Annotated in this window: 12 protein-coding genes; 6 read left to right on the top strand and 6 right to left on the bottom strand. The window is 43.2% G+C overall.

The annotated features are described in order from the left end of the window. Positions 1-78: 78 nt before the first annotated feature. Together hisC and pheA are read right to left on the bottom strand one after the other, a co-directional pair. Positions 79-1,221, bottom strand: a complete 1,143-nt coding sequence (gene hisC, locus JMX96_RS00380; protein WP_201566553.1) for a histidinol-phosphate transaminase — start codon at positions 1,219-1,221, stop codon at positions 79-81. 119 nt (positions 1,222-1,340) lie between these two features. Then, positions 1,341-2,513, bottom strand: a complete 1,173-nt coding sequence (pheA, locus tag JMX96_RS00385) for a prephenate dehydratase (RefSeq protein WP_102092477.1) — start codon at positions 2,511-2,513, stop codon at positions 1,341-1,343. Positions 2,514-2,988: 475 nt separating this feature from the next. Here pheA and JMX96_RS00390 point away from each other — a divergent pair, with 475 nt between their 5' ends. Next, positions 2,989-3,933, top strand: a complete 945-nt coding sequence (locus JMX96_RS00390; RefSeq protein WP_201566555.1) for a transaldolase — start codon at positions 2,989-2,991, stop codon at positions 3,931-3,933. Positions 3,934-4,043: 110 nt separating this feature from the next. Continuing rightward, positions 4,044-4,511: a hypothetical protein gene (locus JMX96_RS00395; RefSeq protein ID WP_201566557.1), complete on the top strand. Its 468-nt coding sequence runs from the start codon at positions 4,044-4,046 to the stop codon at positions 4,509-4,511. A 149-nt stretch (positions 4,512-4,660) separates the two neighbouring features. Here JMX96_RS00395 and JMX96_RS00400 read toward each other — a convergent pair whose 3' ends face one another. Beyond that, positions 4,661-5,227, bottom strand: coding sequence for an adenine phosphoribosyltransferase (locus JMX96_RS00400; protein ID WP_057759806.1), 567 nt, complete (start codon positions 5,225-5,227; stop codon positions 4,661-4,663). Between the two features lie 365 nt (positions 5,228-5,592). Here JMX96_RS00400 and JMX96_RS00405 point away from each other — a divergent pair, with 365 nt between their 5' ends. Both JMX96_RS00405 and JMX96_RS00410 read left to right on the top strand, forming a co-directional pair. Further along, positions 5,593-5,757 (top strand): rubredoxin, encoded by a 165-nt coding sequence (locus JMX96_RS00405; RefSeq protein ID WP_057759803.1) that lies wholly within the window; start codon positions 5,593-5,595, stop codon positions 5,755-5,757. A 27-nt stretch (positions 5,758-5,784) separates the two neighbouring features. Beyond that, positions 5,785-6,834, top strand: a complete 1,050-nt coding sequence (locus JMX96_RS00410; protein ID WP_057759800.1) for an alpha/beta fold hydrolase — start codon at positions 5,785-5,787, stop codon at positions 6,832-6,834. Positions 6,835-7,104: 270 nt separating this feature from the next. Here the strand turns inward: JMX96_RS00410 and JMX96_RS00415 are convergent, their stop codons facing one another. Next, positions 7,105-8,127, bottom strand: a complete 1,023-nt coding sequence (locus tag JMX96_RS00415) for a WG repeat-containing protein (RefSeq protein ID WP_201566559.1) — start codon at positions 8,125-8,127, stop codon at positions 7,105-7,107. Between the two features lie 479 nt (positions 8,128-8,606). Between JMX96_RS00415 and JMX96_RS00420 the strand changes: the two genes are divergently transcribed. Continuing rightward, positions 8,607-9,539, top strand: a complete 933-nt coding sequence (locus tag JMX96_RS00420; RefSeq protein WP_201566561.1) for a DMT family transporter — start codon at positions 8,607-8,609, stop codon at positions 9,537-9,539. A gap of 151 nt (positions 9,540-9,690) precedes the next feature. Here the strand turns inward: JMX96_RS00420 and JMX96_RS00425 are convergent, their stop codons facing one another. Next, on the bottom strand, positions 9,691-11,115 hold the full coding sequence (locus tag JMX96_RS00425; RefSeq protein ID WP_102092484.1) for a solute carrier family 23 protein: 1,425 nt from the start codon (positions 11,113-11,115) through the stop codon (positions 9,691-9,693). Positions 11,116-11,913: 798 nt separating this feature from the next. Here JMX96_RS00425 and JMX96_RS00430 point away from each other — a divergent pair. After that, positions 11,914-13,350 (top strand): L-serine ammonia-lyase, encoded by a 1,437-nt coding sequence (locus JMX96_RS00430; protein ID WP_227676872.1) that lies wholly within the window; start codon positions 11,914-11,916, stop codon positions 13,348-13,350. 126 nt (positions 13,351-13,476) lie between these two features. Here JMX96_RS00430 and JMX96_RS00435 read toward each other — a convergent pair whose 3' ends face one another. Beyond that, complete coding sequence (locus tag JMX96_RS00435) at positions 13,477-13,875, bottom strand: DUF4377 domain-containing protein (protein WP_057759787.1); 399 nt, start codon at positions 13,873-13,875, stop codon at positions 13,477-13,479. Positions 13,876-14,177: the final 302 nt, after the last annotated feature.

The following is a 14,177-nucleotide window of genomic DNA, read 5'->3' on the forward strand; positions in this document are numbered from 1 at the left end:
TAGAGCCAGTCTTAGTGTTATAAATTTTAATGGCTAATTAAGCACAGTTTTTAAGTTAAAAAATATTAATAGATGCGCTTAGTCTTCAGTCAAAATAGAACGCAGAGTATCAATCAAACGCAGATTGTCTTCAGCCACACCTACTGTGATACGTAGCCAGTTAGGTAGTCCATAAGCATCCAGCGGACGGACGATAACGCCTTGTTCAAGTAGCGCCTGATGAATCGAAGCAGCGGTTATATCTTCCATCTCAACCTGCACTTCGACCATAATAAAATTGGCATGCGACTTCACAAAGCCCAACCCTAGCGCGTCAAATTGCTTTTCTAGCCAGCGCATTTGCTCATCATTTATCAGACGAGTTTTTTCGATGAAGTCTTGATCAGCAAGTGCAGCAGCAGCAGCAGCCAAACCAACACGACTCACGTTAAATGGCTGACGAATTCGGTTTAGTAAATCCGCCACTGCTACCGAGCTTAAGGCATAACCGACGCGTAAACCTGCTAGCCCATAAGCTTTAGAAAAAGTACGCACAATAATGACATTATCGAAATCATCTAATAGTGCGCGGTTGTTACTCTCAGGACTATACTCAATATAAGCTTCATCTAGTACCACCAAGACTGAGCTTGGCACACTGGCAACAAATTGGCGCAGCTCTTTTTGCTCTAGCTGCGTACCCGTTGGATTGTTCGGATTGGCAATAAAGACGATTTTGGTATTCGGATTATCTTGTACCGCTTGGCTCATGGCTTTTAGATTATGCCCAAAGCGCTGAGCAGGCACTTCAATGCCCGTGGCACCTTGCATCTTCGCTAGCATAGGATATACCACAAAAGCATACTGACTATAGACGATGGCATCATCAGCACCCACAAAGCTACGTGCCAAAATATCGAGCAAATCATCAGAGCCATTACCCAAGGTAATTTGATTGGCATTGACATCGTTAAAGTCAGCCAGCGCCTGCTTTAAATAGTAACCATTGCCATCAGGATAACGTGACAACTGCCCTAGCTGCTCAGTCACTGCTAGCGTCACTCGGGGTGAGCATCCCATTGGATTCTCATTACTAGCCAGCTTGACCACGTCTGAGACACCATACTCACGTGTCAGCTCCTCAATTGGCTTACCGGTTTGATAAGGTGCCAATGCCAAAATACTGTCGTAAGCTGGCGTTAACGGCGATAGATCTGACGCGGTCAATTGAGTAGTCTGCATGGTTTATCCTTAGATGGTATCTATAAATGCTTTTTTTGAATACTATCTGCAAAAGCTAAGACCCATCTATTATGTATGAATACCAGTGAGTAAGCCTGTAATTATCTATAGGTAGTTGTCTATAGGACAGCTTTTGGATATGAGCCTAATATGCGCAAATCTTTGACCAATGGACGAATATCATTGATGGCAGCGCTAACGTTTGGATCATTAACATGACCATTCATATCGATAAAGAATACGTATGCCCACTTGTTAGGACGCTCAGGACGCGTCTCAATACTGGTCATCGATACGCCATGATATGACAAAGGTTTCAAGATTTCGATCAGTGCGCCTGCTTTATCATGAGCGGAGACGACGATAGAGGTTTTGTCTTGGCCAGATGGCGCAATCGCCTCATGACCGATGATAAGGAAGCGTGTGGTGTTACTTGGATTGTCTTCGATGTTTGAGTAAAGCTTATGCAAACCGTACTCCGCAACAGCAACATCACCTGCAATCGCAGCTGAATGCCATTCGTTTTTGAGGCGGCGAGCGGCTTCACCGTTGCTTGATACAGCAACGCGTTCGACATTAGGGAAGTTTACATCTAGCCAATGACGGCACTGAGCAAGCGACTGCTGATGCGAATAAATACGGCTCAAGCCATCAATCTTAGTATGTTCAGCAACCAAGAAGTTTTGATGAATTGGCAATTCAACTTCGCCAATGATTTTTAAGGTAGAAGATAAGAAGCCATCTAGAGTATGGTTGACGACGCCTTCTGAAGAGTTTTCAACAGGGACCACGCCATACATCGCTGTCCCCGCTTCGACTTCGCGGAACACATCAGTAATGGTTGTCATCGGTACGGTATCCGCGGCTTTACCAAAATGCTTGAGCGCAGCGGCATGCGTAAAGGTACCGACAGGGCCCAAGAAAGCAATACGCTGCGGCGCTTCTAAATCCAAGCATACTGACATGATTTCACGGAACAAACGCGCCATTTTCTCATCAGCGATTGGACCTGCATTACGCTCCATGACAGCTTTTAGTACCTGTGCTTCACGCTCAGGGCGGTAAAAGATAGGATTGCTATTGTCATCAGCAGCAGTATGATTTTTCTTTACCATGGCTACTTGCTGAGCCAGCTTTGCACGGTTGTTGATTAACGTTTGGATCTCACAGTCTACTGCGTCAATATTTTGGCGAATATTGTCTAAAAACTCTTTTTCAGTTGCGGTATCGCTAGCGCCTGTAGTGGTTTGATTTAGATTATCCATTGTTTGCTCTGGTGACTGCTCGCTCATTACCGCCCATCCTTTTTAGATTTTATCGCTGTTAGATATTACTATTATTTAAATATGGCTATTACATTGCTATTACTTAGGTAGCTCTATTGCCAAATCTGACTATTTTCTGTTTTTAGTTAAAGACTAAGGCTGATGATAGAAACTATCTTCAAAATCAATCTTAAAACAGTCTATCAAAAACACCTTATATTGCTAGTACCATTTGGCGTTAATGCTATATTTACTGCCAAATACAGCAGCTTGATACATAGCCGGCTCTACTATAGCAAAAACTAAGGTCAGTGCCCATTCGTAAATGCGTATAAATATACCAACTGTTATTAATATTAGCACAGTTGAGCCAGATAACAGCGATGCATAGCATAACTATGAGGCAACACCTGCCCAAAACTGTGTTACAGTTCCAGTTCAGCTCCCTACCCTGTTATATATAAGAGGAGCATCATGTGATTAATAAAAAAAAGGATACCTGATGAGCGCATTACAACAGCTACGCACTATGACCACGATTGTTGCTGATACTGGTGACCTTGCCGCTATTGCCCGTTTAAAACCTATCGATGCAACCACCAACCCAAGCCTTATTACCAAGGCTCTGATTCATCCTGACAACCAAGGCATGTTGTCAGAGACCATGAGTCGTCATAATGGTGACGTGGATGCCGTGATCGATGCGCTGACCATTCAGGTTGGCTGCGATATTTTAGAGCTGATCGAAGGCCGAGTCTCTACTGAAGTGGATGCTCGCTTATCTTATGATACTCAAGCGACGATAGATAAGGCTCTGGCCTTTATGGATGCTTACCAAAAAGCGGGCGTCGATTCAGAGCGAGTATTGATAAAAATGGCGGCAACTTGGCAAGGCATCGAGGCGGCGCGCTATCTTGAGACTCAAAATATCCACTGCAACCTGACCTTACTGTTTGGACAACACCAAGCAATCGCTTGTGCAGATGCTGGCGTGACCCTGATATCACCTTTTGTTGGCCGTATTCTAGATTGGCAAAAACGCCAACAAAGCCGTCAAAACGTACCGGCTTCTGATGACATGGGCGTACAGTCAGTCAAGCTCATTTATCAGTATTACAAACAGCACGGTTACCAGACACAAGTAATGGGCGCCAGTTTCCGCTCTACCGAGCAAGTTTTGGCATTGGCAGGTTGTGACTTGTTGACGATAGCTCCCAATCTCATTGATGAGTTGGCAGCCATGGATACCGAGGTAACTCGCCAACTGTCTCCGAGTATGTCGATGGATATGAAGGCGATGACTCAGGTAAGCTTAACGCATGAAGAGTTTAGTGCTGCATATCAGCAAGACAAGGTTACGCAGGACTTATTACCTAAGGGTATTGATGGTTTTATCGGAGCGCGTGACGAGCTGGCCAAGACATTGGCAGCCATTCGCGGACAATAATAGCCACACGACAGAGCACGACGGATACTGAGCTGGCACAAAAGATATTTGCCTACTAATAGTAAGTTGGCTATCATTACCTACTTCAAATGACAAGAAGCAAGGCTTATATGAAACGGCTATCAATATTATTGGCAGGCAGTGCTTTAGCAATCAGCGCCCAGGCAGTTAACTGGGTAGAGGTGTCCGAGAGCAGCTCTGGATCAATTTTTAGTATAGATTTGGATTCTATTGAAAGCTCTGACATCAGTATCATAGATGAAAAAGATGTCGAAAATATCACGGTATCTATCCTTAGAACCTATCCTAAAGACAAAGATGCCGATAAAGATGACTCGAAGGAAGAAAAAAACAGTATTGACCATAGTGAGCAACAACTACTCATTTCATGCAAAGATGCCAGTTACTATAGACGAGCCTTTGTTAACTATGATGCTGAAGGTAAAGTAACCAAATCATGGCAGTCAGAAAAACCAATATTGACCACAAAAGATTTTAAAGTCACCACCCCAAAGACAGTCGGTCGTACGGTGATAGAGCAGTCTTGTAAAGACTACGAACAAGACGAAGAGCAATAAATACAGCCTACTTAACACAATACTAAAAAACATCAATACAGTATCGAAAAAGCGCCCTGACATAGTATCAGGGCGCTTTTTATTTGGAGAATCGTTTAACTATATTGACAATACGACATGTCTAATAGTCAAAAACATAGCAATTTATTTTAAGCTTTTAATACCGTATAAACAGGTACTGGGAACTCGCCATGCAAGTCGACCAAGTCCAATAATACTAACGCACCGACCACAGTATGGTCAGCTGATTGACACAGCTCGTAAGCAGTGGTCAACGTACCACCAGTCGCCAAGATGTCATCAACCAATAGTACGCGCTCAGGCGGTAGATTGTTTTGCATCTCAAGCGTGTCTTTACCATACTCCAGTGCATAGGCTTTGTTGGCAACAGGTGGCGGCAGCTTACCTGGTTTACGTAGCAAGATCATACCTTTGCCCAGACGACCTGCTAGCATACTGGCAAATACAAAGCCGCGCGCTTCCACTGCACCCAGACAATCTACCTCGTCCATAAGCCCTTCTGGCAAAGCGGCAAGCAGCGCATCGATAACAGCGTCAATATGACTGCGCAGTAACGGGGTAATGTCATAAAAATCAATGCCAGCTTTTGGAAAGTCTGGTACTGTGCGAATAATCTGCCAAAACGGATGGTCAGTATTGAGCACATGAGACGTCTCATTGTTGGTGGCGGATGTGGCGGCGGCATTGGTACTCATGATGACCCTTAGCTTATGTATTTAGATGGTTTAGTTAGTTTAGATAAGACAACAACTGGATGATATATCAGCGATAAATGCTAAGCATTACTGTGAATTTAGCGGCGATTATTATAGCATAATTGGTTTTCGTATGGCGGGCTGGCTTCCAGTCTTGTTATCAAGCGCTAATAAGGTAACGTATGTGATTGACTTGATAAAAGAAAAGTCATCTCAATATACAAGTGTAAACTTAACTATGAAAATTGCGGTTATATGCTAAACTACGTGCGTTTTTGCAGTCTAATATAATAGCTGTAATATTAAAAATGAGCGTTTATAGCACGCTGTAACTGTGATACTGGTAATGATCGATAGGACTATTTATGAAACGTTATGAATGTATTGTCTGCGGTTGGATATATGATGAGGCGCTTGGCTGCCCAGAAGAAGGTATCGCACCTGGTACTAAGTGGGAAGACATCCCTGATGACTGGACTTGCCCTGAGTGCGGTGTCGGCAAGCTTGATTTTGAGATGCTTGAGCTGTAGTAGATGACCCTCTAATTAGGACACTTCATGACAAAATCAAATGACATCAATAGTGCCAAATTGCCTGAAACGCTAGATAACAATCTAGAAGATCATCTGAATAACTACCCTACTCCTGAGTGGCGCAAATTTGGGGAGCATCAATGGCGCGACTCTGACTTGAGTAAGCACCTTCGTCAAGCAATGATTGACATCGGTGATGGTATTGAGTTGTGTGTCGAAGCTGGCGGTAACCCTAACAATCCGCCGCTGCTGATGATCATGGGGTTAGGCTCACAAATGATATTTTGGCCAGACAATTTTATTAAGCGCTTTATCGATGCTGGTTTTTTTGTGATTCGTTTTGATAATCGTGATATCGGCTTGTCTTCTAAAGTGCAGATAGAAGGCTTGCCGCGTATTAGCCAGCTCAAAATGATGGTTCGTCTACAGACAGGGCTGTCTAACAAAAGCACGCAGGTTGCTTATAACTTGACGGACATGGCTGAAGACACCGCGCGTTTGATTAAAGCACTAAAGCTTGGTAAAACACACCTGCTTGGGGCTTCGATGGGCGGTATGATTGCACAAATCGTGGCAGCACGTTATCCAAGCTTAGTACAGCGAATGGCTCTCATGTTTACCACGACCAATCGTGCGTTTTTGAAGCCACCCAAGCCCAAACAGCTATACACCCTTATCAATCGTCCAGAGAGTCACTCTGAGCGTGATATCGTGCGTCATAGTGTTTGGTTTATGAAGACCGTTGGTACACCAGGTCATGTGAATGTGCGTATGGTGCGCGAAATCGCTAAGATTCGCTATCAGCGCAACTTCCACCCGCTTGGTACGGTGCAGCAGCTCAATGCTATCTTGGCATCAGGTTCTATCAGCCGATTTAGTAAGCAAGTCAAAGCACCAACGATTGTATTACATGGTAGCGCTGACGGACTCCTGCCTGCCTCGCAGGGCCGAGTCGTTGCCAAGACTATCCCTAATGCTACGTTCCATCTCATCGAAGGCATGGCACACGATATTCCAGAGTATTATCAGCCTTATATGGTTGACTTAATCAGCAATCATTTATCGAGCAACTAGCTTTAAATACATCAATGTCAAAAAAAGAGTGTAAAACCTATCGCTAACTCACAGGTTTTACACTCTTTTTTATTGTCTATTTAATCCTAGGGCGTGTCCTCAATTCAATCGATAGTTATCTAAATGGGTTAAAAATGGCTAAATCTTGCCAAATGGCGTCAAATAGCTGACTAATATCTCGATATTATCTGCGCTATTTTCCTTGTTTGACTGCGATTTATCTCATTTTTATCACCATTTTTAAAATGAGTACACGCCCTAGTAATTGCATCAATCACAAGCAACACCAGCCCCTTCCTTATCAATACACATTTTATTCCCATTCTTTAGGTTGCCAATCCACGCCTTACCACCTGTAAATACAAAGGATGGTTTGCCCTGATAGCTATCGTTAGCGTTCACACCATTATTAGCAAAGCGAAAAGGGATCACCAGCTCACCGCCTAAATTGACAAAACCCCACTCTTCACCGATACGCACGCCAGCATACTCCTCAGAGAACGGACGCACTTCGTCAAATGAGTACGTAATCATCGTGACATTATTGTCATCGACAAAACCCCATTTACCATCTTGCTGACGCGATTGAAGCGTCGTAAAGCGCGCTGGTACAGACTGTGATGCTGTGCTAGATTTTTCGTTAGAAGAAGTAGGTTTATTCACTGCCTGAGTGTCATTCTGGGCATTTGGATCATGCGCTGCATTACCGTTTTTATCTACCCAACTGGTTGCACGGCCTTTGCGTACACGCGCCACCCCATTACGATAATTATCAATATCATCAATCGCTGCAGAAAATAAGACAACGGTACTATTGGCTGTGTTAATCACACCATAGTTACCCTCTTTTTTTACCACGATACGCCCATCCGATACAGGCCGCGCCCATCCTTGACTCTCTGTCAGTATATCGTACATGGCAGGCACGACTTCACGGCCCTGCATATTGAGATAGCCGACTCGACTGTTACGCAATACAGGCAACAGACCGTCTGATAGTTTATCGGCATCGACTTTTTGATAACGTGACAAATCAACGACTCGTTTGCCTTTTTTATCGATTAAAGCCACCGGCGCACCAAAATCTTTGATCGCCAAAAAATAACTACTACTGGCCGTGCAGGAGACGTTTTTGTAATAACTTTTTGGGATTTTACAACTGGCGGCATGTGCGCTAGGCATCAAAAACAATGCGCTAGATAGCATCGTCACGACGACACTGTATTGCGATATCTTTGGTAGCAAGCCAGACAATGTATGTGGCTGTTTTTTTGATAGCAATCGTTGAAGCATAAATAAACCTAGACAAATAATATAGATTGTTTGGTATAACAAATCAGACGTTAAGTACATTATATCGTCAATCTACTATACATGTGTTGCAGCAATAATGTCGCTTAAAGTGCTACACACATATTATCCCTACAAACCATCTCTACAAAAGTATCACTTGTATACATCATGCGCTTTCATACTCCTACGAATCGTCACCCTGATACAAATATTTTGATATAAATACCATTACCCAACTGTCATAAGACTCTTGTGAAAAACGTAGCTATATCAAATACTTTGATTATTTATTTGCGTCCAACATACCCAATAATTTTCCGCATAGCGATAGTACCTGTATTCAGCATAATAAATTATGGTTTTGCCATTTCATTTTGCACTGAAAACCACGACAATATGGCTCTATGTCAACATAAGTTCTGACATGATGCAATGATAATAAGAATGCTGTTATTCAAATACTGTTATAAGGACAAATTATGGCTATTGCTTCAACGCGATCTGCACCTATTGGCTTAGTCATTGGTTGTATCATTTTTGGATTGGGCAGCTTGATTGTCGCTCACGTCGATATTGGAGGTTGGGCCATGTCGTTTTGGCGATTGGCTGTTTCGGGTATTGCATTTGCGGTATTGGCTAAGATAATGGGCCAACGAATGCCCAAATCAAGACGGGCCGTTTTTTATGCGCTACTATCAGGGGCATTTTTAGGATTAGATTTGGCGCTGTGGCACGAGAGTATTTATGCGGTTGGGCCTGGTATTTCGACGCTGCTTAATAGTTTGCAAATATTTTTCTTGGCTGCGATTGGGTTTTTGTATTTCAATGAGCGTCAGTCTATCGTACAGCTTATTAGTTTGTTCTTAGCCATGATAGGCGTGGCGATGATAGGTAGCCCTGAATTCGCACACAACACCGCTGCGACTTGGGGTTTTGTCACTGGTATTGTATCGGGTGCCATGTTAGCTGCATCAATGACATTTATCCGCAAAACGCATGACACTGAACCGACGCCTATATTTATGCTAATGCAGCTGATCAGTATCGGCGGCGTCTTAGCCATGATTATACCGATGTTTGTATTTGATACAGGTAATATCCTACCCAATACATGGTCTGAGATTGGCTGGGTGCTTATCTATGGTACGGTGATGCAATGCTTGGCATGGGGATTGATTGCCTACTCTATTCCTAAGCTATCTCTGGCACTGACTGGACTGCTATTGTTGACTGAACCTATTGCAGCCCTTGTCATTGATTATAGTTGGCTGGACAAGCCGATTAACACTTTGCAGTGGAGTGGCGCACTATTAACGATGTTTGCTATTTACTTAGGCTCTTTAAAACCAAAGCCACGCGCCCTTCGCCGCTATCGATTTTTTTCGAGGTTTTATAAGCGAGATTATAAATAGTTCCGACACCGTTGTTCGCTACTACTGTTGCTTAATATTGCCATACAAAAAAGCACCCATGCTATCGGTAGCATGGGCGCTTTTTGTTAGATGAGATATGCTTTGACCGTCTTTATTTGATAGGCGCAAACTTCAATCTCATCAGTATTACTTATTTCGCTTCAGAACTTTGGTTAAACAAGGCATTCAACACGATAGCGGCTAAAGTAGCAGTACCGATACCGCCTAAATCAAAGCCGCCTAAGTGCAAGCTAAAGTTACCAGTACCCATAATGACAGTCACTGCTGCGATGATTAGGTTGCTGTTTTTACTAAAATCAATATGGCTATCGATCCATATTTTTATCCCAGCAACCGTGATAAGACCAAAAACAACTATAGAAGCACCGCCCAATAGAGCCGCTGGTATGGTCTGAATGATCGCACCAAACTTTGGTGAGAGTCCCAATATGATAGCAACCAATCCTGCTACGACAAATATCGTCGTGCTGTACACTTTGGTAACCGCCATGACACCGATGTTTTCAGCATAAGTAGTAACACCTGTACCACCAAATCCTGCCGAAAAGGTCGTGGCTAAACCGTCCGCCAAAAATGCTCGGCCCATATAAGGGGTCACACGAGCCTTGGTCATGCCCTCTACTGCCTTAAAATGCCCTAGGTTTTCAGCCACCAAAATAAAGGCCACAGGTGCAATTAGGATAATAGCGCTCATCTCAAAGCGCGGCGTATGAATACTTGGTAGTCCAAACCATGAAGCGGCAGCTACTGTACTAAAATCAATCGCAGTACCAAAGCCTAGAATATTGGTCATGACAAAATAAGCAACGTACGACAGCACTAGACCGACGAGTAGCAACAGACGACGCAACATACCGCGAGTAAATACTGCCACACCACTAATGAGCAGTACTGTCAAAGTGGCCATCCAAGCATCAAACTGATTGGCAGACACGCCTTGAATGGTCACTGGCGCCAAGTTAAGACCGATAATCATGACAATCGCACCCGTCACGATAGGCGGCATCAAGCGCTCAATCCAACCTGTACCCGTCTTCATCACTAGCAGACCAATCAATGCATAAATGATACCGCAGGCCATAATACCGCCTAGCGCAACATTTAGATTGTCATTGAATCCTGCGCCTGCATAAGCGGTCACTGCGATGACTGGACCAATAAAAGCAAAGCTTGATCCCAAGTAGCTCGGCATGCGCCCACCGGTAATCATAAAGAACATTACCGTACAGATACCAGACATCAAGATGGCTAAGTTAGGATCAAACCCCATCAATAAAGGCGCAAGCACGGTTGCACCAAACATCGCAAATGTATGCTGTATACCGAGCAATACGCTTTTTGACGGAGGTAAATAGTCGTTGATACCTACTGGATCACGATCTAAGTCGCCCTTATAAGGACGCCATGTCGGGAACCAACGGCCATTTTCAAAATCTGGATTGTGCGGATAATTGATAGCGGCTGAATCAATGCCTGCAGACTCCAAGGCATTTTGAGTCGATAGATCTTGAGCGCTATTGTCTGACGCTGATGAAGGGTCTTTTTGAGATGGCATGCGCGCTTGTCCTATGTGAGCTAAGCTAAAGTAATAGGCTGGGGCGTGTTGAATATTCGACCATGGCACTGACAGAGACTATTTTTTAGACAGTTCGACGTTAAAAATAGTAAGTTTAGTTATTCTAAGCGTCTATCTTTAACAATGAAATGGCAAAAAATAGCCCTGTCTCCTTCTGTTAATATTGGAGCTGAGGCTAAAACTGTCATATACCGCGTTGTAAATCTAGTTAAGGCACGAGCATTACCGTCGTTTTACGCCTTGCCTAGAACAGTTTTAGCAATCAGCAGTGCCAATTTGTGAATGTTCAATACGCCCTTGAATAACTGATAAAATAAGTATATTAATAAATGGACATATTTCTGAGGGCTTGTATAAATAGCAGAACGTTAAGTCTTTCTATCTATAATATGTCATCCCAATTCATTCATTTATGTTGTAATATGACAAACCCAAAGTATTATTTGGTATGATAGCCATATCTTGCTAGATGTATGAATACGGATATGTCTGACTGAAAAAACTAGTCTTTTTTAATCCGTCTTATTTTACGATGATAACCAACTTACAGGATGTTACATAGTTGTTGACTGCGAGCATGATAACGGAGTTTCAAAATAAATAAAAGTTATTATTCAACTGCCCTCAGTGCTCATTTACCTTATAACCTTCATAAATAGTGTCTCGCGCCCACCTATCAATGGTGACTAGGAGCGACGGCTGTCTATTATATTTTTCACAAAAGCGTCTAATGCCACAGGTACAATAGGCTAAAGCGCTTAAAATTTTTGGTGACTTATTATGATCAGTGTTTTTGATTTATTTAAAATCGGCATTGGCCCATCCAGTTCGCATACAGTCGGACCGATGGTCGCTGCAAACTTATTTTTGACCTCGCTAACTGAGCAGATGGAACTGACTGCGGTTAAGACCATTGAGATTGAACTGTATGGCTCTTTGGCAGCGACCGGAAAAGGCCATGCAACCGATACGGCTATCTTGTTGGGATTGCTTGGGCACACGCCTAGCACTATAGACACACGTATGACCAGTAGCTACCTATCTCCTATCTTCTCTGACAAGATTCTCAATGTATCAGGCACGCATACGATTACTTTTGATACAGAGCAAAACATTTACTGGTATGACGATACTGTGCTGCCTTATCACCCTAATGCATTGACGCTACGCGCTATCTCAACTGAAGGCATTCGCTATCAGCAGACTTATTACTCAGTCGGTGGCGGTTTTGTCATTAATGAAGAAGATGCGACTAACCCTGACGAAGATCATGCCAGCCCGACCATCGATAGAGTTCCCTACCCGTTCAATAACGCAGCAGAGCTACTAGAGCAATGTCGTGAGCATGACTTAAGCATCAGTGAATTGGTACTGGCAAACGAATGTCACTTCCATGCCAAAGAAGAAGTATTTTCTTATCTAGATAGCATTTGGGAAGTGATGCAAGACTGCGTCAAACAAGGCTGTGAAAATGGCGGTATCCTACCGGGCGGATTAGATGTTAAACGCCGTGCCCAAGATTTGCATACGCAGCTGTGTGCGGAAAAAGACCAACCTATCACCAAGACTGATAAGTTAGCCGCTATGGACTGGGTCGATTTGTACGCGCTCGCCGTCAATGAAGAAAACGCCAATGGCGGCAAAGTAGTTACAGCGCCAACCAATGGCGCAGCAGGTATCATTCCTGCCGTACTGCACTACTATCGTGACTTTTTGCCCAACTACAGCCAAGATGGCGTTCGTAAGTTTTTGCTAAACGCCACTGCTATCGGTAGCCTTATCAAGCAAAATGCTTCAATCTCTGGTGCTGAAGTTGGTTGCCAAGGTGAAGTTGGTTCTGCGTGTGCAATGGCAGGCTCTGCACTGGCAGAAATCATGAATGGCACGCCTGCCAAATGCTTAAATGCAGCTGAGATTGGCATTGAGCATAATCTCGGCCTTACTTGTGATCCTATTGGCGGCTTGGTACAAGTGCCTTGTATCGAGCGTAATGCGATGGGCGCAGTCAAGGCAATCAATGCGGCGCGCCTAGCCTGTAGAGGTAATGGTCAACACTTCGTCTCTTTGGATAAAGCGATAGAAACCATGAAGCAAACAGGTGCCGATATGTCTGATAAATATAAAGAGACGGCACGAGGCGGTCTGGCGGTTTATGCTGATAATAGAATTCCTACGGCAACGCACGGTGTTAGTGTCAACTACAGTCAATGCTAATCTGACTTCTCAGAACATAATTTACTAACAATAAACACGTAAAAAGGCCTCTAATTCGTTAGAGGCCTTTTTGTCATGTATAACTGCTCTTATAACTGGTTTATCGTTTATATATTGCTATCAATATTATTCAGCAGTTTTTGATACCACTTCGTTTAGAATCCAAACTGGCTGCACTACATTTGAGCCTTCTGCTGTTACTGCTTCTTGGCGTACATCTAGGACATAACGATAGTTCGGCTCATAGGTAAAGCCTTGAATATTACCATTTAGCGTAGTGTAATTTTTCTGATAGGTCTGACGATACTGCAAGCACTGTGATTCGACCATGCTGCCATCAGTAGCAGTCAGGTCACATACTGCTTTACGCGGTGCAATTTCCACTTCAAAACTTGGGATGTTTACTACTTTTACATTCATAGGTTGTCCTTCAACAACCATTGTGCGCTCATTGTCCATACCCATTGTAGAACAACCAGAAAGGGCAAAAGTTGTCATCAATGCTGCAAGTGCTAATTTCTTCATTATTCAATCCTCAGATAATTGTTATTAATTCTTTATTGATAGCTTAGTTACTGGCTTATTTATTGATTTAGCTAGTAATTCATTGTTACTTAAATAAACTTATTATTTTGAACACCTTATCTTGCTTTGTTACAAGCCAATAAGGTTGTTTGCTTCTTACTGAAACCAGTATAGGTCGCTAGCCGACTTACCCTCTATGACTGCTTTGTAAAGTAACGTCAGCTTTTGCAACTGGTGTTAATGAAGCGTATTGAATAGCAGAGTTATTTGCTACTGAGGAGATGATTGACATTAGAAAGCCA

This window comes from Psychrobacter sp. JCM 18900, from assembly GCF_904846625.1.
In the GTDB taxonomy this organism is placed as follows: Bacteria; Pseudomonadota; Gammaproteobacteria; order Pseudomonadales; family Moraxellaceae; genus Psychrobacter.

Coding starts and splice junctions, on each gene's coding strand:
- JMX96_RS00420 (WP_201566561.1), top strand. CDS start 8,607: ATGGCTATTGCTTCAACGCGATCTGCACCTATTGGCTTAGTCATTGGT.
- JMX96_RS00415 (WP_201566559.1), bottom strand. CDS start 8,127: ATGCTTCAACGATTGCTATCAAAAAAACAGCCACATACATTGTCTGGC.
- JMX96_RS00400 (WP_057759806.1), bottom strand. CDS start 5,227: ATGAGTACCAATGCCGCCGCCACATCCGCCACCAACAATGAGACGTCT.
- JMX96_RS00425 (WP_102092484.1), bottom strand. CDS start 11,115: ATGCCATCTCAAAAAGACCCTTCATCAGCGTCAGACAATAGCGCTCAA.
- JMX96_RS00410 (WP_057759800.1), top strand. CDS start 5,785: ATGACAAAATCAAATGACATCAATAGTGCCAAATTGCCTGAAACGCTA.
- JMX96_RS00405 (WP_057759803.1), top strand. CDS start 5,593: ATGAAACGTTATGAATGTATTGTCTGCGGTTGGATATATGATGAGGCG.
- hisC (WP_201566553.1), bottom strand. CDS start 1,221: ATGCAGACTACTCAATTGACCGCGTCAGATCTATCGCCGTTAACGCCA.
- JMX96_RS00390 (WP_201566555.1), top strand. CDS start 2,989: ATGAGCGCATTACAACAGCTACGCACTATGACCACGATTGTTGCTGAT.
- pheA (WP_102092477.1), bottom strand. CDS start 2,513: ATGAGCGAGCAGTCACCAGAGCAAACAATGGATAATCTAAATCAAACC.
- JMX96_RS00395 (WP_201566557.1), top strand. CDS start 4,044: ATGAAACGGCTATCAATATTATTGGCAGGCAGTGCTTTAGCAATCAGC.
- JMX96_RS00435 (WP_057759787.1), bottom strand. CDS start 13,875: ATGAAGAAATTAGCACTTGCAGCATTGATGACAACTTTTGCCCTTTCT.